Source organism: Enterobacter sp. MGH 16, assembly GCF_000493175.1.
Classification (GTDB): domain Bacteria; phylum Pseudomonadota; class Gammaproteobacteria; order Enterobacterales; family Enterobacteriaceae; genus Enterobacter; species Enterobacter roggenkampii.
In genome coordinates this window covers 2,301,181-2,323,879 of sequence record NZ_KI535695.1, presented here as the reverse complement: position 1 = coordinate 2,323,879, position 22,699 = coordinate 2,301,181, and the positions used below count along the sequence as shown (strand labels likewise).

General features: G+C 58.2%; 20 protein-coding genes. 14 read left to right on the top strand and 6 right to left on the bottom strand.

Going from position 1 to position 22,699, the window contains the following annotated elements:
- The first annotated feature begins 8 nt into the window (after positions 1 to 8).
- From L362_RS11870 to L362_RS11880, 3 genes are all read left to right on the top strand, one after another.
- Positions 9 to 1,403 (top strand): glycoside hydrolase family 1 protein, encoded by a 1,395-nt coding sequence (locus L362_RS11870; protein WP_023344541.1) that lies wholly within the window; start codon positions 9 to 11, stop codon positions 1,401 to 1,403.
- Positions 1,404 to 1,604: 201 nt separating this feature from the next.
- The gene (mdtQ, locus tag L362_RS11875; RefSeq protein WP_023344540.1) at positions 1,605 to 3,023 is read left to right on the top strand and encodes a multidrug resistance outer membrane protein MdtQ; all 1,419 of its coding nucleotides are present in this window, start codon (positions 1,605 to 1,607) and stop codon (positions 3,021 to 3,023) included.
- Between the two features lie 50 nt (positions 3,024 to 3,073).
- Positions 3,074 to 3,838, top strand: a complete 765-nt coding sequence (locus L362_RS11880) for an SDR family oxidoreductase (protein WP_008500906.1) — start codon at positions 3,074 to 3,076, stop codon at positions 3,836 to 3,838.
- 82 nt (positions 3,839 to 3,920) lie between these two features.
- Here the strand turns inward: L362_RS11880 and L362_RS11885 are convergent, their stop codons facing one another.
- The gene (locus L362_RS11885; RefSeq protein WP_008500905.1) at positions 3,921 to 4,493 is read right to left on the bottom strand and encodes a DedA family protein; all 573 of its coding nucleotides are present in this window, start codon (positions 4,491 to 4,493) and stop codon (positions 3,921 to 3,923) included.
- A gap of 157 nt (positions 4,494 to 4,650) precedes the next feature.
- Here L362_RS11885 and L362_RS11890 point away from each other — a divergent pair, with 157 nt between their 5' ends.
- Positions 4,651 to 5,238, top strand: a complete 588-nt coding sequence (locus L362_RS11890; protein WP_023344539.1) for a Yip1 family protein — start codon at positions 4,651 to 4,653, stop codon at positions 5,236 to 5,238.
- A gap of 167 nt (positions 5,239 to 5,405) precedes the next feature.
- Positions 5,406 to 6,329, top strand: coding sequence for a D-alanyl-D-alanine endopeptidase (gene pbpG, locus L362_RS11895; RefSeq protein WP_023293820.1), 924 nt, complete (start codon positions 5,406 to 5,408; stop codon positions 6,327 to 6,329).
- Positions 6,330 to 6,412: 83 nt separating this feature from the next.
- Here pbpG and L362_RS11900 read toward each other — a convergent pair whose 3' ends face one another.
- A complete protein-coding gene (locus tag L362_RS11900; protein WP_008500902.1) occupies positions 6,413 to 6,967 on the bottom strand; it encodes a GNAT family N-acetyltransferase in 555 nt (184 codons plus the stop codon).
- 111 nt (positions 6,968 to 7,078) lie between these two features.
- Entirely contained in the window at positions 7,079 to 8,827 is a 1,749-nt protein-coding gene (dld, locus tag L362_RS11905; RefSeq protein WP_023344538.1) for a D-lactate dehydrogenase, read from the bottom strand.
- Between the two features lie 189 nt (positions 8,828 to 9,016).
- Here dld and bglX point away from each other — a divergent pair, with 189 nt between their 5' ends.
- From bglX to L362_RS11930, 5 genes are all read left to right on the top strand, one after another.
- Positions 9,017 to 11,314 (top strand): beta-glucosidase BglX, encoded by a 2,298-nt coding sequence (gene bglX / locus L362_RS11910; protein ID WP_023344537.1) that lies wholly within the window; start codon positions 9,017 to 9,019, stop codon positions 11,312 to 11,314.
- A 147-nt stretch (positions 11,315 to 11,461) separates the two neighbouring features.
- The gene (locus tag L362_RS11915; RefSeq protein WP_021241490.1) at positions 11,462 to 12,379 is read left to right on the top strand and encodes a glycine betaine ABC transporter substrate-binding protein OsmF; all 918 of its coding nucleotides are present in this window, start codon (positions 11,462 to 11,464) and stop codon (positions 12,377 to 12,379) included.
- A gap of 12 nt (positions 12,380 to 12,391) precedes the next feature.
- Positions 12,392 to 13,549, top strand: coding sequence for an ABC transporter permease (locus L362_RS11920; protein WP_023344536.1), 1,158 nt, complete (start codon positions 12,392 to 12,394; stop codon positions 13,547 to 13,549).
- The gene (locus L362_RS11925) at positions 13,542 to 14,492 is read left to right on the top strand and encodes an ABC transporter ATP-binding protein (RefSeq protein WP_008500897.1); all 951 of its coding nucleotides are present in this window, start codon (positions 13,542 to 13,544) and stop codon (positions 14,490 to 14,492) included. The genes L362_RS11920 and L362_RS11925 overlap by 8 nt, the downstream gene beginning before the upstream one ends.
- Positions 14,476 to 15,213, top strand: coding sequence for an ABC transporter permease (locus L362_RS11930; protein WP_023344535.1), 738 nt, complete (start codon positions 14,476 to 14,478; stop codon positions 15,211 to 15,213). The genes L362_RS11925 and L362_RS11930 overlap by 17 nt, the downstream gene beginning before the upstream one ends.
- Here L362_RS11930 and L362_RS24415 read toward each other — a convergent pair.
- Together L362_RS24415 and mlrA are read right to left on the bottom strand one after the other, a co-directional pair.
- Complete coding sequence (locus tag L362_RS24415; RefSeq protein ID WP_008500895.1) at positions 15,188 to 15,301, bottom strand: protein YohO; 114 nt, start codon at positions 15,299 to 15,301, stop codon at positions 15,188 to 15,190. The genes L362_RS11930 and L362_RS24415 overlap by 26 nt on opposite strands.
- A 69-nt stretch (positions 15,302 to 15,370) precedes the next feature.
- A complete protein-coding gene (gene mlrA / locus L362_RS11935; protein WP_008500894.1) occupies positions 15,371 to 16,111 on the bottom strand; it encodes an HTH-type transcriptional regulator MlrA in 741 nt (246 codons plus the stop codon).
- A 218-nt stretch (positions 16,112 to 16,329) separates the two neighbouring features.
- Here mlrA and L362_RS11940 point away from each other — a divergent pair, with 218 nt between their 5' ends.
- From L362_RS11940 to L362_RS11950, 3 genes are read left to right on the top strand one after another with little or no spacing between them, the layout of a single operon-like run.
- The gene (locus tag L362_RS11940) at positions 16,330 to 18,015 is read left to right on the top strand and encodes a sensor histidine kinase (RefSeq protein ID WP_032637810.1); all 1,686 of its coding nucleotides are present in this window, start codon (positions 16,330 to 16,332) and stop codon (positions 18,013 to 18,015) included.
- Complete coding sequence (btsR, locus tag L362_RS11945) at positions 18,009 to 18,728, top strand: two-component system response regulator BtsR (protein ID WP_023344533.1); 720 nt, start codon at positions 18,009 to 18,011, stop codon at positions 18,726 to 18,728. Before L362_RS11940 ends, btsR begins: the two co-directional genes overlap by 7 nt.
- A gap of 46 nt (positions 18,729 to 18,774) precedes the next feature.
- Positions 18,775 to 19,245 (top strand): YehS family protein, encoded by a 471-nt coding sequence (locus tag L362_RS11950; protein ID WP_008500891.1) that lies wholly within the window; start codon positions 18,775 to 18,777, stop codon positions 19,243 to 19,245.
- A 110-nt stretch (positions 19,246 to 19,355) separates the two neighbouring features.
- On the opposite strand, the gene metG is transcribed toward L362_RS11950, so the two are convergent.
- Positions 19,356 to 21,389, bottom strand: a complete 2,034-nt coding sequence (gene metG, locus L362_RS11955) for a methionine--tRNA ligase (RefSeq protein ID WP_023344532.1) — start codon at positions 21,387 to 21,389, stop codon at positions 19,356 to 19,358.
- A gap of 137 nt (positions 21,390 to 21,526) precedes the next feature.
- Here metG and apbC point away from each other — a divergent pair, with 137 nt between their 5' ends.
- Positions 21,527 to 22,636, top strand: a complete 1,110-nt coding sequence (gene apbC / locus L362_RS11960; protein ID WP_008500889.1) for an iron-sulfur cluster carrier protein ApbC — start codon at positions 21,527 to 21,529, stop codon at positions 22,634 to 22,636.
- Positions 22,637 to 22,699: the final 63 nt, after the last annotated feature.

The following is a 22,699-nucleotide window of genomic DNA, read 5'->3' as shown; positions in this document are numbered from 1 at the left end:
AGAACGTGATGAAAACTTTCCCGGACGATTTTTTATGGGGTGGCGCGGTTGCCGCGAATCAGGTAGAGGGTGCGTATCTGGAGGAGGGGAAAGGGCTGTCCACCTCTGACGTTCAGCCGCAGGGTGTCTTCGGCCCGGTAGTTGAGCGCGTCCCTGGGGACAGCGGCATCAAGGATGTCGCCATCGACTTCTATCATCGCTACCCGGAAGACATCAAGCTGTTCGCCGAGATGGGCTTTAGCTGCCTGCGCGTCTCCATTGCCTGGACCCGCATTTTTCCGAACGGTGACGAGCAGCAGCCGAACGAGGCGGGGCTGGCGTTTTACGACCGGTTGTTTGACGAGCTGGCCGCGCACAACATCACGCCGCTGGTGACGCTGTCGCACTATGAAATGCCGTGGGGGCTGGTGAAGCAGTACGGCGGGTGGGGCAGCCGTCAGACTATCGGCTTCTTTGAGCGCTATGCCCGTACCGTGTTTGCGCGCTACAAAGAGAAGGTCAAGCTGTGGCTGACCTTCAACGAGATCAATATGTCTCTGCACGCGCCGATGACCGGCGTCGGTCTGCCGGAAACCAGCAGCAAAGGGGAGGTGTACCAGGCGATCCACCACCAGCTGGTGGCCAGCGCGCTGGCGGTGAAGGCCTGCCATGAGATTATCCCGGATGCCAGAATCGGCAACATGCTGCTGGGCGGCCTGATGTATCCGCTGACCTGCAAGCCGGAAGATGTTCTGGAGACGCTGCAGGAAAACCGCGCGTGGCAATTCTTTGGCGACGTGCAGTGCCGTGGCGCCTACCCGGGCTATATGCAGCGCTTCTTCCGCGACAACGGCATTCAGCTAGAGGTCACTGACGCCGACCGCGAGGCGCTGAAATCTACCGTCGATTTTATCTCCTTCAGCTACTACATGACGGGCTGCGTCACCGCGGATGAAGCCCTCAACCAGCAGGCGCGCGGCAACATCCTGAGCATGGTGCCAAACCCGCATCTGGCCAGTTCCGAATGGGGCTGGCAGATTGACCCCATCGGCCTGCGTACTCTGCTAAACGTGCTCTGGGATCGCTATCAGAAGCCGCTGTTTATCGTGGAAAATGGCCTCGGGGCGAAGGATAAACCGGACGCAGACGGCGTGGTGAAGGACGACTACCGCATCAGCTACCTTAACGACCATCTGGTGCAGGTGCGTGAAGCCATTGAAGACGGCGTTGAGGTGATGGGCTACACCAGCTGGGGGCCCATCGATCTGGTAAGCGCATCAAAAGCTGAACTCTCTAAGCGCTACGGCTTTATTTACGTCGATCGCGATGACAGCGGGAAAGGCACGCTGGCGCGCAGCCGTAAGAAAAGTTTCTACTGGTATAAAGAGGTTATTGCGACAAAAGGCGCTTCGCTGAAAGTTTAATAAAGCGATCAACCTGACAGGGGATGTTCACACTGTCGGGTTGATTATTTTTTATTTGCATAATTCAATTTAAATAATAATTCTGGTGAATATTTTTCCGTATATTTAAATCTATGACAATTTACGCATTGCCACGCATTACTAAAAAAATAAAGAGAATAAAGCGTAATTTGCGCCTTTATTTTTTGAGTTTATGGCGTCATGAAACGTTCTCTTATTTTATCTCTGAGTGCTCCCTTCGTTTTTATTCTGGCTGCCTGTGCGCCTGAACATGCCACGGTATCTCCCATTAAAACGCAAACCACGGCGGCGTCGGTGAATACGGTTCTGAATCATCAGGACTGGCCGAAAAATGAGTGGTGGAAAGCATATAACGATCCGGAACTTAACGGGCTTATTGCGAAAGCATTAAGCGATGCGCCGGATATGCAGATTGCCCGTCAGCGAATTACGCTTGCGGAAGCCCAGGCCAAAGCGGCTATGGCTGCCGACGGTCCGCAGATTGATTTTTCAGCGGATGCCGAACGTCAGAAAATGTCCGCCGAGGGGCTGATGGGGCCCTTTGCCATTACCGACCCGGCGGCAGGGACAACCGGGCCGTGGTACACCAACGGCACCTTTGGCCTGACGGCAGGCTGGGATCTCGATCTGTGGGGAAAAAATCGCGCGCAGGTCGAAGCCCGGATTGGCAAAGTGAATGCGCAAAAAGCGGAGCTGGAGCAGACCCGTCAGCTGCTGGCCAGCAGCGTGGCGCGGCTCTACTGGGAGTGGCAAACGCAGGCCGCCGTGGGGGAGGTCCTCGCGCAGATTAAACATGAGCAGGACAATATTATCGGTGCCGATCGCGAGCTGTATCAACACGGGATCACCTCCTCCGTGGAGGGCGTTGAAACGGATATCAACGCCAGCAAAACCGAAGAGCAGCTGGCCGAAGTCAACGGGAAAATGAAAGCCATTGAGGCGCGCCTGGTCGCGCTGACGAACGCCTCCTCTGTGAAGCTGACGCGGCACGCTTTGCCAACGGTGGAAGCCTCGCTACCGTCGACGCTCGGCTATGAACTGCTGGCACGCCGTCCGGATCTGCAGGAGGCGCACTGGTATATCGAAGCCTCCATGAGCGAAGTGGAGGCCGCCCGAGCGGCGTTTTATCCTGACGTGAACCTGATGGCGTTCTTACAGCAGGATGCCCTCCATCTGAGCGATCTGTTCCGTTCGTCCGCGCAGCAGATGGGCGTGACCGCCGGGCTGACGCTGCCGATTTTCGACAGCGGCAGGCTTAACGCCGGGCTGGATATCGCTCAGGCGCAGAACAACCTTTCAGTAGCCAACTACAACAAAACGGTGGTAGAGGCCGTTAATCAGGTGGCACACACGGCCAGTGAAGTCGAAACGCTCATAGCGAAAAACAGCCACCAGCAGCAGGTTGAAAAAGATGCGGCACGGGTTGTGGCGCTGGCGCAGGCGCGTTTCAGCGCGGGGATCGTTGCGGGCTCCCGGGTCAGTGAAGCCAGAATACCGGCCCTTAAAGAGCACCTCGAAGGATTGCTGCTGAAGGGGCAGTATGTGGACGCCACGCTGCAGCTGACCTCCGCGCTGGGCGGTGGCTATCATCATGGCTAAAAAAGGTCATTAACTATACTTACCTCTTTGCAGTTTTTCAGGAGGTGAGTATGACCAGAGTAGCGATTGTGACCGCATCGGATTCCGGGATCGGTAAAACCACGGCCCTGATGCTGGCAGAGCGCGGGTTTGATATTGGCGTCACCTGGCACTCGGATGAGAAAGGGGCGCTGGAAACCTGCCGTGAAGTCGAAGCGCAGGGGCAGCGCGCGGAGGCTGTCCACCTTGATTTAAGCACCCTGCCGGAAGGCGCTGAGGCCATAGAGACGCTGATTGCGCGCTTTGGCCGGCTGGACGTGCTGGTCAATAATGCAGGGGCGATGACCAAAGCGCCGTTCCTCGAGATGCCGTTTGACGACTGGCGGAATATTTTCACCGTCGACGTGGACGGTGCGTTTCTCTGTTCACAGATAGCCGCAAGGCAGATGGTGAAGCAGGGGGAAGGGGGGCGGATTGTGAACATCACCTCGGTGCATGAACACACGCCTCTGCCGCAAGCGAGTGCCTACACGGCGGCAAAACACGCGCTCGGCGGCTTAACCAAATCCATGGCGATGGAGTTGGTGAAGCACAACATTCTGGTGAACGCCGTCGCGCCGGGTGCGATTGCCACGCCGATGAACGACATGGACGACAGCGAAGTGAAGGAAGGCTCCATGCCGGAAATTCCGCTGGCCAGGCCGGGCCACACGAAAGAGATTGCCAGCCTGGTGGCGTGGCTGTGCGACAGCGACGCCAGCTATACAACAGGGCAATCGTTTATCGTCGACGGGGGCTTTATGCTGGCGAACCCGCAGTTTAAGCCGGAGGGATAGATTCCCCTCTCCCTGTGAGAGAGGGTATTTTTAGTTCCCTCTCCCTGTGGGAGAGGGTTAGGGTGAGGGCATCAGGCCGCACTCACTCCTCATCCCGCGTCTTTTCCCGATGCTTCAGCCACAGTCGCACCGCAATCACCGCCACGACCACCAGAATCAACCACGCCCAGTGCTTCAGGTGCTGGTCGAGATTATGCAGCCAGGGCGCAATCACTTCGCCCCCTACATAACCGAGCGTCGTAAAGATCAGCGCCCAGGCAATCGCGCCCACAATATTGAGCGGCAGAAAAATTTTGGGCGGCAGATGGCTGGCGCCAATCAGTATCGGCCCGATAATGCGAAAGCCATACATAAAGCGCGTGCCAATAACGAACAGGTAGGGATGACGTTGAATGAGCCGCTGAGCGCGGCGGATTTTCTTCTGATGCTTTGCGAAACGCTTGAGCAGCGTGGGCCCAAAGCGCAGCCCCAGAAAGTAGAGCAGCTGATCGCCTATCATCCCGCCCAGCGCGACCGCGGCAACGACCAGCGGGAACTTCAGTAACCCCTGATGCGCGGCGACGCCCCCTAACAGCGTGATGGTTTCACCTTCTGCCACGCTGCCGATGACCAGCGCGGCATAGCCATATTGCTCAATGAGTGCGTTAATATCCATTACGTAACGGTTTTCTCCCTCTGCGTGCCTCGTTTAATCATATACCCCTTGAATCAACGGCGGGGAAATCAACGGAAATTTCCCACTGTACATAAAATAATCTAAAGCCTGCATTATACTTAAGGTATCGCTGACGGGCCGACAACAAGGGGGCGCTATGAACCATGTCTGGGGACTTTTCTCCCATCCCGATCGTGAAATGCATGTCATTAAAAGTGAGAACGAAACGGTCTCGCATCATTACACGCACCACGTGCTGCTGATGGCCGCGGTGCCGGTAATATGCGCTTTTATCGGAACGACACAAATCGGCTGGAACTTCGGTGACGGCACCGTGGTTCAGCTTTCCTGGTTTACCGGACTCTATCTTGCCATCATCTTTTATGGCCTGATGCTGGCGGGGGTGGCGGTCATGGGGCGCGTCATACACTGGATGGCGCGTAACTATCCGCAGCGTCCATCGCTGGCGCACTGTATGGTCTTTGCCGGGTATGTCGCGACCCCGCTGTTCTTAAGCGGTATTGTTGCGCTCTATCCACTGGTCTGGCTGTGCGCGCTGATCGGTACCATTGCCCTCTTTTACACCGGTTATCTGCTGTATCTGGGGATTCCTACCTTTCTGAATATCAATAAAGAAGAGGGGCTGAGCTTCTCGAGCTCAACGCTCGCCATCGGGGTGCTGGTGCTGGAGGCGCTCCTGGCGCTGACGGTGATTCTTTGGGGTTATGGATACCGTCTCTTCTGAGTTCACTGCATTGCTGGCGTAAATGCCAGCAATGCAGCATCCGTTCACGATTATCCTCTGGCGACAACGCCCGCTGACGGCTATGATGCCGAGGCCAGCCTGTGTTTATCTAACAACCCAGGCGGTGTACGTCATAACGTGCGTGAATAATTATCAGAAGTCTCACCATGCTGAAATTCCGAGTCTCTTTACTTAGCCTGGCTCTGTTGCTGGGTGCGTCCGCAGTCGTACCGGCCGTCGCCAAAACGCCCGCGGTGACCACCGCTGCTGCTCAGCCGCAAATTGCGTCCGGCAGCGCGATGATTGTCGATCTCAACACCAATAAGGTGATTTACGCCAGCCATCCGGACCTGGTGCGACCGATCGCCTCAATTACCAAATTAATGACCGCGATGGTGGTGCTTGATGCCCATCTGCCGCTGGACGAAAAACTGAAAGTGGATATTAGCCACACGCCGGAGATGAAAGGGATCTACTCCCGCGTGCGGCTGAACAGTGAGATCAGCCGTAAAAATATGCTGCTGCTGGCGCTGATGTCGTCTGAAAACCGCGCGGCGGCGAGCCTGGCGCACCACTATCCGGGCGGCTACGACGCGTTTATCCGCGCGATGAACGCGAAAGCCAAAGCGCTGGGGATGAACAATACGCACTATGTGGAACCGACGGGGCTGTCGATCAACAACGTCTCCACGGCGCGCGATCTGACGAAACTGCTGATTGCCAGCAAACAGTACCCGCTGATTGGTCAGCTCAGTACCACCCGTGAAGAGATGGCGACCTTTGCGAACCCGGCCTATACGCTGCCGTTCCGCAATACTAACCATCTGGTATACCGGGATAACTGGAATATTCAGCTAACCAAAACCGGCTTTACCAACGCGGCCGGACACTGTCTGGTGATGCGCACCGTATTTAACGGTAAGCCGGTGGCGCTGGTAGTGATGGATGCCTTCGGCAAATACACGCACTTCGCGGATGCGAGCCGCCTGCGTACCTGGATTGAAACAGGAAAAGTGCAGCCTGTCCCGGCCGCGGCATTGACGTATAAAAAGCAGAAAGCGGAGCAGATGGCGACGGCGCAGAACGACTGAGCCGTCTGTCAGCGCCGGGTGGCGGCTTTGCCTTACCCGGCCTACAAACACTAAAAACGGTAACCCAGGTTACCGTTTTGCGTTTATTCCGGCAGCGTCCAGTCACCATCGTTGAGCGGGCGCTGCATAATCACCGTATCCCGCCAGTCGCCTTTCTTATAGCCTACGCTGCGCAGCTGACCGACAATCACGAAGCCATGTTTTTTATGCAGACGTAACGAGCCGGCATTGTTATTGCCATCTCCTACCACGGCAATCATCTGCCGCCACGGCCCTTGCTCGCAGCGTGCGATCAGCGCATCCATCAGTGCCGTGCCAAAACCGCGCCCGGTGATGCTGGCATCCACGTAAATCGACTCTTCCAGGGTATAGCGGTAGGCGTGTCGCGGTCGGTAAGGGGTGGCATAGCAGTAGCCCACCACAATGCCGCGGTACAGCGCGATAAGCCACGGTAAACCGTTCTCCGCCACGCTTTTCATGCGATGACGCATTTCGTCAATAGTCGGGGGGACTTCTTCAAATGACGCGCGCCCGTGAAGCACATGCCAGGCATAGATCGCGGCAATGGCATGCACATCATCGGGACGGGCGTCGCGCACTTCCAGCTCGGTCTCGGATAAAACATCAATAGCCGACATGATGTGCCTGCTCCTCTTATCGAAGGCCGGAGAAACGTTTCTCCGGCGATAAGCGATTACTCTATTACGATTAAGGAGCGCTTAACAATCTCTCAAATTTGGCTGTAGGAATTAATCAGACGTTTGCGTTATGTGCCGCTCCGCGTCTGCGCTCTCTTTCCAGTATTTCTTCCGCGTTGTTTTACCGATGCCGGGATTCATGCTGTTTGTAGGGTCATTCTCGCGATAAAACTGCTTAAGTGCGTCAGGGGCTTTATAAAGATGTCCGACGTTGTGTTCCGCAGGATATTGTGCGCCGCGTTCACGCAGAAGGGCGAGCATCTGCTCCTTCAGTTCGTGTGCATCGACCCCTTTCTTGACGATGTAATCCTGATGGAAGACATAGCACATAAAGTGGCCGTAATAGAGCTTGTGCACCAGCTTGCTGTCGATTTCCGGCGGCAGGTGTTCAAACCACTCGGTGTCGTTACGCCGCAGGGCGATATCGAGCGCCAGAATATCTTCCACCTCTTCGGAATGTACCGCCTGATATCGGATGGCGGCCCCTGCGGCGGCAAAGCGGTGCAGGAAGGCTTTGCTGCCCTCTTCAGGCGTACAGGCAAAGAAATCCCCTTCGGCCGTTTTAAAGAATTCGGTCAGCCAGCTCTGCGCTTCGGCAATTCCGTCTCCGGCCATTTTCAGCAGCAGGTGATGTTCGTACCTGTCGCGCCAGGTTTTCATCCTCTCCGGCAGATGCGCCGGGAAAACGTTGCCCAGCTTCTGCATAAAGCGGTCGGTGAAGTGGGGTTTGAACAGCGACACTTTCTCCAGCATCGCGTCGGTACGGCCCTTCATGGTGAAGAAGAACGGCATTTTGTCGGTGCCGAGCTTGTCGATCATCAGGAACGTGTCTTTGCCGTAGCGCTCGGCGATGTCGTAAATGTCCCGGTGCATGTATTCGCCCGCCACCGGCAGATGGGTGAATTCGCCCAGAATATGACGGCGGATCTCCGTCAGAACCTCAGGCTGGTTGGTGCCGATGTAGAATACCTGCTGCTTTTTCTCGGCCGGGAAGGTGTCCAGACGTACCGCAAAAACGGCCAGCTTGCCCGCGCAGCCGGAGGATTCAAACAGGCGATCCGGGTCGGCGTTGTAGCGCGCCGGCGTATCGGCATTGATATCCCGCACGCGGGTCACGTAGTCATGATCGTGCGCATGGCGACCGTCGTGCTGAACGTCTTCATCCTTCACGCGATCGTCGTCGAGCTTGCTGAGGATCTGTTCTGGCGTGACGCCGAGATCGATTCCCAGGTGGTTCACCAGCGTCAGCTTGCCGTTTTCGTCAATACGGGCAAACAGGGACATCTCGGTATAGGCGGGGCCGCGCTGCACCAGCGAGCCGCCAGAGTTATTGCAGATCCCACCGACCACCGAGGCGCCAATGCAGGAGGAGCCGATCACCGAGTGCGGTTCGCGGCCCAGCGGCTTAAGCGCTTTTTCGAGGGAGTAAAGCGTGGTGCCCGGGAACGCGAGCACCTGCTCGCCTTTATCCAACAGGTGCAGCTTGTCGAGGCGCAGGGTGCTGATAATCACGATGTCACGATCGTAATCGTTGCCGTTCGGCGTGGAGCCTTCGGTCAGGCCGGTGTTGGCCGCCTGCATTAAAATAATCTTGTCGGCGGCGACGCAGGCGCTCAGGACGCGCCACAGCTCCAGCAGCGTGCCGGGGAAAACCACCGCCAGCGCCTCGCCCTGACCGGAGCGGAAGCCCTTGCGGTAGCGGGCGGTTTTAGCCGGGTCGGTAAGCAGGTGAGAGGAGCCAACCAGGCGCGACAGTTCGTTAATAAAGGTTTTGTTATCGTCAGTTCGAACAGAAGACATCTTCCACTCCTTGTGGTGGGGCAAATTTCTCGCTGTAAAGCATAGCGCGATTAACTGTTAAGCGGTCGAGTATTCACGAGAAAAATCAGAGAATAACCCTGCAACGATCGGAGGGTTTGTGGCACACTGCGCTTTTCGCACGGTATGGCCGAGATCGTCCGGCGGTTATTGATGAGAGAGTAAAACGACATGAAATGGCTATGTTCTGTAGGTGTCGCCGTCAGCCTGGCGCTGCAACCTGCGCTGGCAGAGGATTTGTTTGGCAATCACCCGCTCACGCCTGAAGCGCGGGACGCGTTTGTCACGGAATTGCTCAAGAAAATGACGGTCGATGAGAAAATCGGCCAGCTGCGTCTGATCAGCGTCGGCCCGGATAACCCGAAAGAGGCCATCCGCGAGATGATCAAAGACGGGCAGGTAGGGGCCATCTTTAATACCGTCACCCGCCAGGATATCCGGAAGATGCAGGACCAGGTGATGAATCTCAGCCGCCTGAAAATTCCCCTGTTCTTTGCCTATGACGTGGTGCACGGCCAGCGAACCGTCTTTCCCATCAGCCTCGGCTTAGCGTCTTCCTTTAACCTCGACGCGGTGAAAACCGTCGGGCGCGTGTCGGCTTATGAAGCGGCGGACGACGGCCTGAACATGACCTGGGCGCCCATGGTGGACGTCTCGCGCGATCCGCGCTGGGGCCGCGGCTCGGAAGGCTTTGGTGAAGATACGTATTTAACCTCCACGATGGGTAAAACCATGGTGGAAGCGATGCAGGGCAAAAGCCCGGCGGACCGCTACTCGGTGATGACCAGCGTCAAACACTTTGCGGCCTACGGCGCGGTGGAGGGCGGTAAAGAGTACAACACCGTCGACATGAGCCCGCAGCGCCTGTTCAACGACTACATGCCGCCGTACAAGGCAGGGCTGGATGCGGGCAGCGGCGCGGTGATGGTGGCGCTGAACTCGCTGAACGGCACGCCTGCGACCTCTGATTCCTGGCTGCTGAAAGACGTGCTGCGCGACCAGTGGGGCTTTAAGGGCATCACCGTTTCCGACCACGGCGCGATTAAAGAGCTGATCAAACACGGTACCGCCTCCGATCCGGAAGACGCGGTGCGCGTGGCGCTCAAGTCCGGCATCAACATGAGCATGAGCGACGAGTATTACAGCAAGTACCTGCCGGGGCTGGTGAAGAGCGGCAAGGTGACGATGGCGGAGCTGGACGATGCCACCCGTCACGTGCTGAACGTGAAATACGACATGGGGCTGTTTAACGATCCGTACAGCCACCTGGGTCCGAAAGACTCCGACCCGGCAGATACCAACGCTGAAAGCCGCCTGCACAGCAAAGAGGCGCGTGACGTCGCGCGCGAAAGCCTGGTGCTGCTGAAGAACCGCCTCGACACGCTGCCGCTGAAAAAATCCGGCACCATTGCCGTGGTGGGTCCGCTGGCCGACAGCAAGCGCGACGTCATGGGCAGCTGGTCTGCGGCGGGCGTGGCTGACCAGTCCGTGACCGTGCTGACCGGTATCAAGAGTGCCGTCGGTGAAAACGCCAAAGTGGTTTACGCCAAAGGGGCGAACGTCACCAACGATAAAGATATCGTGACCTTCCTCAACCAGTACGAGGAAGCGGTGAAGGTCGATCCGCGCACGCCGAAGGAGATGATTGACGAAGCGGTGAACGCCGCGAAGCAGTCTGACGTCGTTGTTGCGGTTGTGGGTGAAGCGCAGGGTATGGCGCACGAAGCCTCCAGCCGTACCGATATCACCATTCCACAGAGCCAGCGCGATCTGATCGCCGCCCTGAAAGCCACCGGCAAGCCGCTGGTGCTGGTGCTGATGAACGGTCGTCCGCTGGCGCTGGTGAAGGAAGACCAGCAGGCTGACGCCATTCTGGAAACCTGGTTCGCCGGTACCGAAGGCGGTAACGCCATCGCCGACGTGCTGTTTGGCGATTACAACCCGTCGGGCAAGCTGCCGATGTCCTTCCCGCGCTCCGTCGGGCAGATCCCGGTTTACTACAGCCACCTGAATACCGGTCGCCCGTACAACGCCGACAAGCCGAACAAGTACACCTCTCGCTACTTCGACGAAGCTAACGGCCCGCTCTATCCGTTTGGTTACGGCCTGAGCTACACCACTTTCAAGGTCTCCGACGTGAAAATGTCGGCGCCGACCCTGAAGCGTGACGGCAAGGTCACCGCCAGCGTTGAGGTGACCAACACCGGCAAGCGCGAAGGGGCTACGGTGATCCAGATGTACGTGCAGGATGTCACCGCGTCGATGAGCCGTCCGGTGAAACAGCTGCGCGGCTTCGAGAAGGTCACGCTGAAGCCGGGGGAAACCAAAACCATCAGCTTCCCGATCGACGTGGATGCGCTGAAGTTCTGGAACCAGCAGATGAAATACGATGCGGAACCGGGCAAATTTAACGTCTTTATCGGCATGGACTCCGCCCGCGTGAATAAAGGCGAGTTCGAGCTGCTGTAACCTTTCCCTCCTTTGCCTCCCCCCGTCCTGCGGGGGAGGCGTCTTACCTTATGCTAAAAAGGCATTTTGACGGTTAATTCCGCCGTTTTAAGCTACGCTTTTCTCTCAAGCCTCTGAAAAAGGCAGCAAAAAAATGAGGATAGCGGAATGACGATTGCAAAGGGGATGTTGGGATCTGCGGTGTTACTGGCGGCGCTGAGCCTGCCGTTACAGGCGGCGGAGCCGGTAAAAGTGGGTTCGAAGATCGATACCGAAGGCGCGCTGCTCGGCAATATCATCTTGCAGGTGCTGGAAAGCCACGGCGTGAAAACGGTCAATAAAGTTCAGCTTGGCACCACGCCCGTCGTGCGCGGCGCGATAACCTCCGGCGAGCTGGATATCTACCCGGAATACACCGGCAACGGCGCATTCTTCTTCAAAGATGAAAACGATCCGGCATGGAAAAACGCCAAAGCCGGGTATGAGAAAGTCAAAAAACTCGACGCGGAACAGAACAAACTGGTCTGGCTGACCCCGGCACCGGCCAACAATACCTGGACTATCGCCGTGCGCAAGGACGTGGCGGAGAAAGGGAAGCTGACTACCCTGGCGGATCTCAGCCGCTACCTGAAAGAGAAGGGCGACTTTAAGCTTGCGGCGTCGGCGGAGTTCATCGAGCGTCCTGACGCGCTGCCCGCGTTTGAAAAAGCCTACGACTTCAAGCTCGACCAGGCGCAGCTGCTCTCGCTGGCGGGCGGGGATACCGCGGTGACCATCAAAGCGGCGGCACAGCAAACTTCCGGCGTTAACGCGGCCATGGCCTACGGCACCGACGGCCCGGTGGCGGCGCTTGGCCTGCAGACCCTGACCGATCCAAAAGGCGTACAGCCAATTTATGCGCCGACCCCGGTGGTGCGTGAGGCGGTGCTGAAAGCGTACCCGGACATTGCAGAATGGCTCAAACCGGTATTCGAAAAGCTGGATGAAAAAACGCTGCAGCAGCTGAATGCCAGCATTGCCGTCGAGGGGCTGGATGCCAAAAAAGTGGCCGCAGACTTCCTGAAACAACAAGGGCTTGTGAAGTAACGGGAAAAGGCTGTGCCAATAAAATGTCATAACCGCGTCCTGCTGCTGCTGGCCTGCGTGGCCATCGCAGCGGTCGCGTTACCGTTTGTCAACGTTGCCCCAAACCGTCTGATGTCGGGGGAGGGAAAAGCGCTCTGGCAGGTCTGGTCGTTTACGCCGGGGTGGCTGGCGGCGGCGCTGGGCGCGTGGGTGATCCTGTCGCTCTGGCAGGGACGCCTGGCCCAGTGGCTGACGCTGCTTCTCTCTGAAGGGCTGTTTATTCTCCTGTTCTGGAGCGCCGGGCTGGCGGCGACGCATATGGCCTCGGCGGAAAGTCCGCTGGCGAGAACCACTATCGGCAGCGGCCTGTGGCTGTGGCTGGCGCTCTGCCTGCTGGCCTGCAGCGATGCGATTCGTCGACTCATCCCCAGCGCCGTCTGGCGATGGGTGTTCAATGCGCAGATATGGTGTATTCCTTTACTCCTGCTGTTCAGCGGTGAGCTGAACAGCCTCTCGCTGTTAAAAGAGTACGCCAACCGTCAGGAGGTGTTTGATGATGCCCTCGCGCAGCACCTGACGATCCTCTTCGGTACGCTCTTTCCGGCGCTTCTGGTTGGGATCCCCCTTGGTATGTGGTGCTATCGCCATCCTTCACGCCAGGGCGGGGTTTTTACCGTGCTCAATGTTATCCAGACCATTCCTTCCGTCGCGCTGTTTGGCCTGCTGATTGCGCCGCTGGCCGGGCTGGTGAAGTCGTTTCCGGCGCTGGGAATGCTGGGAATAGCCGGAACGGGATTAACGCCCGCGCTTATCGCGCTGGTGCTGTATGCCCTGCTGCCGCTGGTACGCGGCGTGGTCGCGGGCTTAGGTCAGGTCGCACCTGACGTGCTGGAAAGCGCCCATGCGATGGGAATGAGCGCGCGGCAGTGTTTCTGGAAAATTCAGCTGCCGCTGGCGCTGCCCCTGCTGTTGCGCAGCCTGCGGGTGGTGGCAGTCCAGACCGTCGGCATGGCGGTGATTGCGGCGCTGATTGGCGCGGGCGGCTTTGGCGCGCTGGTCTTCCAGGGGCTGCTGAGCAGTGCCCTGGATCTGGTGTTATTGGGCGTGGTGCCCACGATTGCGCTGGCGGTTGTCGTCGACGCACTGTTTGCCTTATGGCTCGCGCTGCTCGGGAGAAGAGCCAATGATTGAATTTCATGATGTCAGTAAAACCTTTGCCGGTCGCCCCGCGGCGAGCCACCTGAACCTGAACTTTGCCGAGGGGGCGTTTTCCGTGCTGATTGGCACCTCCGGGTCGGGCAAATCCACCACCCTGAAGATGATCAACCGGCTGGTGGAGCATGACAGCGGGCTGATCCGCTTTGCCGGGGAAGAGATCCGCAGCCTGCCGGTGTTGGAGCTGCGCCGTCGGATGGGCTATGCCATACAGTCTATCGGCCTGTTTCCGCACTGGACGGTGGCGCAGAACATCGCCACCGTGCTGCAGCTGGAGAAATGGTCGCGGACGAAAATCGCCGAACGTGTTGATGAGCTGATGGCTCTGCTGGGGCTAGAGCCCGCGCTGCGCGACCGCTATCCGCACCAGCTTTCCGGCGGGCAACAGCAGCGCGTGGGCGTGGCGCGTGCGCTGGCGGCCAACCCGCAGGTGCTGCTGATGGACGAACCCTTCGGCGCGCTGGATCCGGTCACGCGCGGGGCGCTGCAGGCGGAGATGACCCGCATTCACCGCATTCTTGGACGCACGATCGTGCTCGTGACGCACGATATTGATGAAGCTCTGCGCCTGGCCGACCATCTGGTGCTGATGGATCATGGCGAAGTGGTGCAGCAGGGCTCGCCGCTTGAGCTGTTAACCTGGCCGAAGAATGACTTTGTGCGCGAGTTTTTTGGCCGCAGCGAGTTGGGCGTCAGGCTGCTCTCCCTGCGAACGGTGAGCGACTATATGCGTCGGGAGGCGGCGCCGGTGAGCGGCGAACCGCTGCAGGCGCAGATGAGCCTGCGGGATGCGCTCTCCGCGTTTGTCGCGCGCCAGTGCGAAGTATTGCCCGTTTCTGATGCCCGGGGCGCGCCGTGCGGCACCTTACACTTTCGCGATCTGCTGGCCGGGGAGGTGACGCGTGAAGGCACTGCGTGATCCGCTTCTCTGGCTGGTAGCGCTCTTTGTCGGCTTACTGTTTCTGATGCCCCACAGCGCGGCGCTGTTTAACGGTCTCTTTCCCGGGCTGCCGCGGCCGGTGTATCAGCAGGAGAGCTTCATTAATCTCGCCCTGGCGCATCTCTGGCTGGTGGCGCTCTCAAGCGCCATCGCGGTTGTGCTGGGCGTGGGGGCGGGCATCGCGGTCACGCGGCCCGCGGGCCGGGAGTTTCGCCCGCTGGTGGAGACGATTGCGGCCATCGGACAGACGTTTCCCCCGGTGGCGGTGCTGGCGATAGCGGTGCCGGTGATGGGCTTTGGCCAACAGCCTGCCATCATTGCGCTGATTCTGTACGGCGTATTGCCGGTGCTGCAGGGCACGCTGGCGGGCCTCGCGGCGGTACCTGCGTCCGTGCTGAGCGTGGCGGAAGGGATGGGGATGAGTCGCGGTCAGCGGCTGCGCAAGGTTGAACTGCCGCTAGCGGCACCGGTTATCATTGCCGGGATCCGCACGTCGGTCATCATTAACATTGGGACGGCGACCATTGCGTCGACGGTCGGCGCTAATACGCTGGGCACGCCGATTATTATCGGCTTAAGCGGGTTTAATACGGCGTATATTGTGCAGGGAGCGCTGCTGGTTGCGCTGGCGGCAATCGTCGTCGATCGCGCTTTTGAGCGGCTGGCGCTGTACCTCAGCCGACACCGCCGCGAACAATAAACGAGTACCCTGCCAGCATCACGCCGCCGATACCGCTTACGGCCATCAGGACAAAAAGGGTAATAATGGCCAGTTTGGTTGCCTTCATCATGTGCTCCTGTTGTTAACGGAACAATTATACGGTGAAGCGCAGCTGTTAATGAACCATTAAATGCCGTTATGGCTCATCCGGACCAAGGGAATAGACCGGGTAACCATTCTCACGCCATTCCGTCAGCAGCTGTTGCTGCGAGGCGGACGGCACTTCGCCACACCAGACCAGCAGGGTCTGGCCGTCGAAAAACTCAGGTCTGAGCTGCGCCAGCGAGTGCGCCAGAACATCCACGCGCCAGCCCTTCTGGGTGGCAATCCACGCTTCCAGCCACAGGCGGGTGGTATCGTGTACGTTCCAGCCGACAACCAGCGCATCTTTTCCGGCTTTGTTCTTCGCTGAGGCAAGGCAGACGGCAATGTAGTTGATCAGCACGCCGTCGAGCATGCTGAGCAGCGCCTGCAGGGTGGACTGCTGGCACTGCAGGCGTCGCCGGAGTGGAATGAAAAGATGGGAGATCAGCGTCTGCGCCGGGTAATCGCGACCCTGCTCTTTTATCCATCCACGCAGGCGCTGCAGGTTGCCCGCCTGCAGGAGTCGCAGCAGAGTTTCCTGTTGTTCGCGCCAGAGATGTTGCGTATCCGGGTCGTCGTGGCTCAGCAGGGACTTCACTTTCCCAACCTGCACGCCGTTGTCGATCCAGCTTTTGATTTCGCGAATGCGGTCGATATCGTCATCATTAAAAAGGCGATGCCCACCGTCGGTCCTCTGCGGTTTGAGTAATCCATACCGTCGCTGCCACGCCCGTAGGGTAACGGGATTGATATCACAAAGGAGTGCCACTTCACCGATCGTGTAAAGCGCCATATTCGCCCCCTGGCTTACGCGTCCCCAGCTTAACTGTAGACCCACTTTGCCGAACCAGGAAGAATTGATTGTTTTTTGCACAAAGAATGCGAAGCGTATGCGATATTCTGAAAAAGGTGTGATAACGGGCACGATTTTGCGCTTTTTTGGGATGCTTCAAAGAAAGTTGAGCCGCATCCGTGTATGTTACGCGTTTTTTAGCGTGTGCGGTTTTGAGTATGTACGAGTTTAACCTGGTGCTGCTGTTGCTTCAGCAGATGTGCGTGTTTCTGGTCATTGCCTGGCTGATGAGCAAAACGCGCCTGTTTATCCCGCTGATGCAGGTCACCGTCCGTCTGCCGCACAAATTCCTCTGCTACGTCGTATTTTCCATATTCTGCATTATGGGGACCTGGTTTGGTCTTCATATCGAAGACTCTATTGCCAATACGCGCGCTATCGGCGCGGTGATGGGCGGGCTGCTCGGCGGTCCCGTCGTCGGGGGGCTTGTCGGTTTAACCGGGGGGCTGCATCGCTATTCCATGGGCGGGATGACGGCGCTGAGCTGTATGATCTCCACGATCGTTGAAGGGCTTCTCGGCGGCCTGGTGCACAGCTATATGATCAAGCGCGGTCGCCCGGATAAAGTCTTCAGCCCGCTCACCGCCGGTGCCATTACCTTTGTGGCCGAAATGGCGCAGATGGCGATCATTCTGCTGATTGCCCGTCCGTTTGAGGATGCGCTGCACCTGGTCAGCAGCATTGCCGCTCCGATGATGGTGACCAATACCGTGGGCGCGGCGCTGTTTATGCGCATCCTGCTCGACAAGCGCGCCATGTTTGAGAAGTACACCTCGGCCTTTTCCGCCACGGCGCTGAAGGTTGCCGCCTCGACGGAAGGGATCCTGCGCCAGGGGTTCAACGAAGAGAACAGCATGAAGGTGGCCCAGGTGCTCTACAAGGAGCTGGATATCGGCGCGGTGGCGATAACCGATCGGGAAAAGCTGCTGGCCTTTACCGGTACGGGCGACGATCACCATCTGCCGGGCAAGCCGATCTCCTCAGCCTATACGCTGCGCGCCATCGAAACCGGCGAGGTGGTGTATGCCGACGGTAACGAAGTGCCTTACCGCTGTTCGCTGCATCCCCAGTGCAAGCTGGGCTCCACGCTCGTGATTCCGCTGCGCGGCGAGAATCAGCGGGTGATGGGCACCATCAAGCTGTATGAGGCGAAAAACCGTCTGTTCAGCTCCATCAACCGCACGCTGGGGGAGGGGATCGCCCAGCTGCTGTCCGCGCAAATCCTCGCCGGGCAGTATGAGCGGCAGAAAGCCCTGCTGACGCAGTCGGAGATTAAGCTGCTGCATGCGCAGGTCAATCCGCATTTCCTGTTTAATGCCCTCAATACGCTCAAAGCGGTGATCCGCCGCGACAGCGATCAGGCCGCGCAGCTGGTGCAGTTTCTGTCGACCTTTTTCCGCAAGAACCTGAAGCGGCCGTCGGAGATTGTGACCCTCGCCGATGAGATTGAGCACGTAAATGCCTATCTGCAGATTGAGCAGGCGCGTTTCCAGTCGCGTCTGCAGGTGTCGCTCTCCGTGCCGGACGAGCTGGCGTATCAGCATCTTCCGGCCTTTACCCTGCAGCCGATTGTGGAAAACGCCATTAAGCACGGTACATCACAGCTGCTGGGAAGGGGGGAGATAACCATTGCCGCCAGCCGATTCAACCATCACCTGGTGCTGGATATTGAAGATAATGCCGGGCTTTATCAGCCTTCGGCCTCCGGCGGTTTAGGGATGAGCCTGGTGGATAAACGCCTGCGCGCCCATTTTGGCGATGACTATGGCATTACCGTCGCCTGCGAGCCCGACCGATTTACCCGTATTACCGTACGACTGCCGCTGGAGGAAAACGCATGTTAAGAGTGCTGATTGTGGATGACGAGCCGCTGGCACGGGAAAACCTGCGCGTTCTGCTGCAGGAGCAGCCGGATGTTGAGATTGTGGGGGAATGCGCCAACGCCATTGAGGCTATCGGCGCGGTGCACAAGCTGCGCCCGGACGTGCTGTTCCTCGACATTCAGATGCCCCGCATCAGCGGGCTGGAGATGGTCGGCATGCTTGACCCGGAACATCGTCCCTACATCGTGTTTCTGACGGCGTTCGACGAATATGCCGTTAAGGCCTTTGAGGAGCATGCGTTTGATTATTTACTCAAGCCGATTGAAGAGAAGCGTCTGGATAAAACGCTCACCCGTTTACGCCAGGAGCGCACCGTGCAGGACGTCACGCTGCTGGCGGAGAACCAGCAGCCGCTGAAGTTTATTCCCTGCACCGGGCACAGCCGGATCTATCTTCTGCAGATGGATGATGTGGCCTTTGTCAGCAGCCGCCTGAGCGGGGTATTTGTTACCAGCGCGGAAGGGAACGAAGGGTTTACCGAGCTGACCCTGCGCACGCTGGAGAGCCGCACGCCGCTGATTCGCTGTCACCGCCAGTACCTGGTGAATATGGCGCATCTGAAGGAGATCCGCCTGGAAGATAACGGCCAGGCCGAGCTGGTGCTGCGCGCCGGGCAAACCGTCCCGGTCAGCCGCCGCTACCTGAAGAGTTTGAAAGAGGCGATTGGGCTGTAAAGCTGGTACACTGCGCGCCATTGCATCATCGACATTCGAAGGCACTATGCTAAGTAACGATATTCTTCGTAGCCTGCGCTACACCCTGAAAGCGAACAATAACGACATGGTGCGCATTCTTGCGCTGTCCGACATGGAATCCACGTCTGCCAGTTTTGACACGTGGATGACCAAAGAAGACGAAGAGGGGTTTGTCCGCTGTCCTGATATCATTCTGTCTGGCTTCCTGAACGGCCTGATTTACGATAAGCGCGGCAAAGATCCTGCCGCGCCAGAGCTGGCGCTGGAGCGTCGGGTGAACAACAACACGGTGCTGAAAAAGCTGCGTATCGCGTTCTCGCTGAAAACGGACGATATCGTGGCGATCATGACCGAGCAAAAATTCCGCGTATCCGTGCCGGAAGTGACCGCCATGATGCGCGCACCGGATCATAAAAACTACCGCGAGTGCGGCGACCAGTTCCTGCGTAATTTCCTGCGCGGGCTGACCCACCGGGTGCATCACCCGAAGGCATGATGTTTAGCCGGGTGGCGGCTTCGCCTTACCCGGCCTACAAAACCCGTAGGCCCGTGCAGGCGTAGCGCCGCCGGGCAAAAAAAAGCCGGAGATAATCTCCGGCTTTTTTGTTATTTCACCTGCTGGCCAGGCTTCGCGCCTTCGTCAGGGCTTAACAGGAAGATATCTTTCCCGCCAGGGCCTGCGGCCATCACCATCCCCTCAGAGATGCCGAAGCGCATTTTGCGCGGTGCCAGGTTGGCGACCATCACGGTCTGACGGCCGATCAGCACCTGCGGATCCGGATAGGCAGAACGGATGCCGGAGAAGACGTTGCGCTTCTCGCCGCCCAGATCCAGCGTCAGGCGCAGCAGCTTGTCAGAGCCGTCCACGAACTCCGCGTTCTCGATCAGCGCCACGCGCAGGTCGACTTTGGCGAAATCGTCAAAGGTAATGGTTTCCTGAATCGGATCGTCCGCCAGCGGGCCGGTGACCGGCGCCGCAGCTGCCTTCACCTCTTCTTTGGATGCTTCTACCAGGGCTTCAACCTGCTTCATCTCGATGCGGTTGTACAGCGCCTTGAAGGTGTTCACCTTGTGGCCGAGCAGCGGCTGCTGAATAGCATCCCAGGTCAGTTCGGTGTTCAGGAACGCTTCAGCGCGGGCTGCCAGCTGCGGCAGAACCGGCTTCAGCCAGGTCATCAGCACGCGGAACATGTTCAGACCCATGGTGCAGATCGCCTGCAGGTCGGCGTCACGGCCTTCCTGTTTCGCGACAACCCACGGGGCCTGCTCGTCCACATAGCGGTTGGCAACGTCGGCCAGCGCCATGATTTCACGAATCGCTTTACCGAATTCACGGCTTTCCCAGGCTTCGCCAACCGCAGCGGCGGCATCGGTGAAGGTTTTATACAGCGCCGGATCGGCCAGTTCGGCAGAAAGCACGCCGTCAAAGCGCTTGGCAATAAAGCCCGCGTTACGGGACGCCAGGTTCACCACCTTGTTCACGATGTCCGCGTTTACGCGCTGCACGAAATCTTCCAGGTTCAGGTCGATATCGTCGATGCGGGAAGAGAGCTTCGCGGTGTAGTAGTAGCGCAGGCTGTCCGCGTCGAAGTGGTTCAGCCAGGTGCTGGCCTTGATGAACGTCCCGCGGGACTTGGACATCTTGGCGCCGTTCACCGTCACGTAGCCGTGAACAAACAGGTTGGTTGGCTTGCGGAAGTTGCTGCCTTCCAGCATGGCCGGCCAGAACAGGCTGTGGAAGTAAACGATGTCTTTGCCGATGAAGTGGTACAGCTCGGCGGTAGAGTCTTTCTTCCAGTATTCGTCGAAGCTGACGATGTCGCCACGCTTGTCGCACAGGTTCTTGAAGGAGCCCATGTAGCCGATTGGCGCGTCCAGCCAGACGTAGAAGTATTTGCCCGGCGCGTTCGGGATTTCGAAGCCGAAATACGGCGCATCGCGGGAGATATCCCACTGCTGCAGGCCGGATTCGAACCACTCCTGCATCTTGTTCGCTACCTGCTCCTGCAGCGCGCCGCTGCGGGTCCATGCCTGCAGCATTTCGCTGAAGGACGGCAGGTCAAAGAAGAAGTGCTCGGAGTCACGCATCACAGGCGTGGCGCCGGAAACCACGGATTTCGGCTCGATAAGCTCGGTTGGGCTGTAGGTCGCGCCGCACACTTCGCAGTTATCGCCATACTGGTCCGGGGATTTACATTTCGGACAGGTGCCTTTGACGAAGCGGTCCGGCAGGAACATGCCTTTCTCCGGATCGTACAGCTGAGAAATGGTGCGGTTTTTGATAAAACCGTTCTCTTTCAGACGGGTGTAGATCAGCTCCGACAGCTCGCGGTTTTCGTCGCTGTGCGTGGAGTGATAGTTGTCATAGCTGATGTCAAAGCCAGCAAAATCGGTCTGATGCTCCTGACTCATTTCGGCAATCATCTGCTCCGGGGAGATCCCCAGCTGCTGCGCTTTCAGCATGATCGGCGTGCCGTGGGCATCGTCCGCACAGATGAAGTTAACCTCGTGGCCGCGCATTCGCTGGTAACGGACCCAGACATCAGCCTGGATATGCTCCAGCATGTGGCCGAGGTGGATTGAGCCGTTGGCGTACGGCAGTGCGCACGTTACCAGAATTTTCTTCGCGACTTGAGTCATAGTAGGCATTACTTCTTTTAACTGTGAAAAGGGTTTTTGATATTACCAAAAGGGGCATTATTAAGTAAGCACAAACCACGGCCTTTCAGGTAAACTTGTTCATCTAAGGTCTTATTCACAAGAACAAAGGAGTCGGGATGAGTTCTCAATCCCAGGCCAAATCACCGGAAGCCTTACGAGCAATGGTCGCCGGGACGCTGGCTAACTTTCAGCATCCAACCCTGAAGCACAATCTCACTACGCTGAAAGCGTTACACCACGTTGCCTGGCTGGACGACACGCTGCACGTTGAGCTGCAGATGCCGTTCGTCTGGACCAGCGCCTTTGACGCGCTGAAAGAGCAGACCAGCGCCGAGCTGCTGCGCATTACTGGCGCGAAGGCGATCGACTGGAAGCTGAGCCACAGCATCGCCACGCTGAAGCGCGTGAAAAACCAGCCTGGCGTCAACGGCGTGAAAAACATCATTGCCGTCAGCTCGGGCAAGGGCGGGGTGGGGAAATCCTCTACCGCCGTAAACCTGGCGCTGGCGCTGGCAGCGGAAGGGGCAAAGGTCGGTATTCTGGATGCCGACATCTACGGCCCGTCTATTCCAAACATGCTGGGCGCGGAAAACCAGCGTCCAACCTCACCGGACGGCACCCACATGGCGCCGATCATGGCGCACGGTCTGGCGACCAATTCCATCGGTTACCTGGTGACTGACGATAACGCCATGGTCTGGCGCGGCCCGATGGCCAGCAAAGCGCTGCTGCAGATGCTGCAGGAGACGATGTGGCCGGATCTGGATTACCTGGTGCTGGACATGCCGCCGGGGACCGGTGACATCCAGCTCACGCTGGCGCAGAACATTCCGGTGACGGGTGCCGTTGTGGTGACGACTCCGCAGGATATCGCGCTGATCGACGCCAAAAAAGGCATCGTGATGTTCGAGAAGGTGGAAGTGCCGGTGCTCGGTATCGTTGAGAACATGAGCATGCACATCTGCAGCAACTGCGGTCACCATGAACCTATCTTCGGTACGGGCGGGGCAGAAAAACTGGCTGCGAAGTATCACACCCAACTGCTGGGACAGATGCCGCTGCACATTACCCTGCGTGAAGATCTGGACAGCGGCAAGCCGACGGTCGTCAGCCGTCCGGACAGCGAATTTGCAGAGATGTATCGTCAGCTGGCGGGTCGCGTTGCGGCGCAGCTTTACTGGCAGGGCGAAGTCATCCCGGGCGAAATCGCGTTCCGCGCGGTGTAATACCTCTTCTCTTAGTGCCGGGTGGCGGCTTCGCCTTACCCGGCCTACGAAATACGGTTTTGT

Coding starts and splice junctions, on each gene's coding strand:
- L362_RS11870 (WP_023344541.1), top strand. CDS start 9: ATGAAAACTTTCCCGGACGATTTTTTATGGGGTGGCGCGGTTGCCGCG.
- mdtQ (WP_023344540.1), top strand. CDS start 1,605: ATGAAACGTTCTCTTATTTTATCTCTGAGTGCTCCCTTCGTTTTTATT.
- L362_RS11880 (WP_008500906.1), top strand. CDS start 3,074: ATGACCAGAGTAGCGATTGTGACCGCATCGGATTCCGGGATCGGTAAA.
- L362_RS11885 (WP_008500905.1), bottom strand. CDS start 4,493: ATGGATATTAACGCACTCATTGAGCAATATGGCTATGCCGCGCTGGTC.
- L362_RS11890 (WP_023344539.1), top strand. CDS start 4,651: ATGAACCATGTCTGGGGACTTTTCTCCCATCCCGATCGTGAAATGCAT.
- pbpG (WP_023293820.1), top strand. CDS start 5,406: ATGCTGAAATTCCGAGTCTCTTTACTTAGCCTGGCTCTGTTGCTGGGT.
- L362_RS11900 (WP_008500902.1), bottom strand. CDS start 6,967: ATGTCGGCTATTGATGTTTTATCCGAGACCGAGCTGGAAGTGCGCGAC.
- dld (WP_023344538.1), bottom strand. CDS start 8,827: ATGTCTTCTGTTCGAACTGACGATAACAAAACCTTTATTAACGAACTG.
- bglX (WP_023344537.1), top strand. CDS start 9,017: ATGAAATGGCTATGTTCTGTAGGTGTCGCCGTCAGCCTGGCGCTGCAA.
- L362_RS11915 (WP_021241490.1), top strand. CDS start 11,462: ATGACGATTGCAAAGGGGATGTTGGGATCTGCGGTGTTACTGGCGGCG.
- L362_RS11925 (WP_008500897.1), top strand. CDS start 13,542: ATGATTGAATTTCATGATGTCAGTAAAACCTTTGCCGGTCGCCCCGCG.
- L362_RS24415 (WP_008500895.1), bottom strand. CDS start 15,301: ATGAAGGCAACCAAACTGGCCATTATTACCCTTTTTGTCCTGATGGCC.
- mlrA (WP_008500894.1), bottom strand. CDS start 16,111: ATGGCGCTTTACACGATCGGTGAAGTGGCACTCCTTTGTGATATCAAT.
- L362_RS11940 (WP_032637810.1), top strand. CDS start 16,330: ATGTACGAGTTTAACCTGGTGCTGCTGTTGCTTCAGCAGATGTGCGTG.
- btsR (WP_023344533.1), top strand. CDS start 18,009: ATGTTAAGAGTGCTGATTGTGGATGACGAGCCGCTGGCACGGGAAAAC.
- L362_RS11950 (WP_008500891.1), top strand. CDS start 18,775: ATGCTAAGTAACGATATTCTTCGTAGCCTGCGCTACACCCTGAAAGCG.
- metG (WP_023344532.1), bottom strand. CDS start 21,389: ATGACTCAAGTCGCGAAGAAAATTCTGGTAACGTGCGCACTGCCGTAC.
- apbC (WP_008500889.1), top strand. CDS start 21,527: ATGAGTTCTCAATCCCAGGCCAAATCACCGGAAGCCTTACGAGCAATG.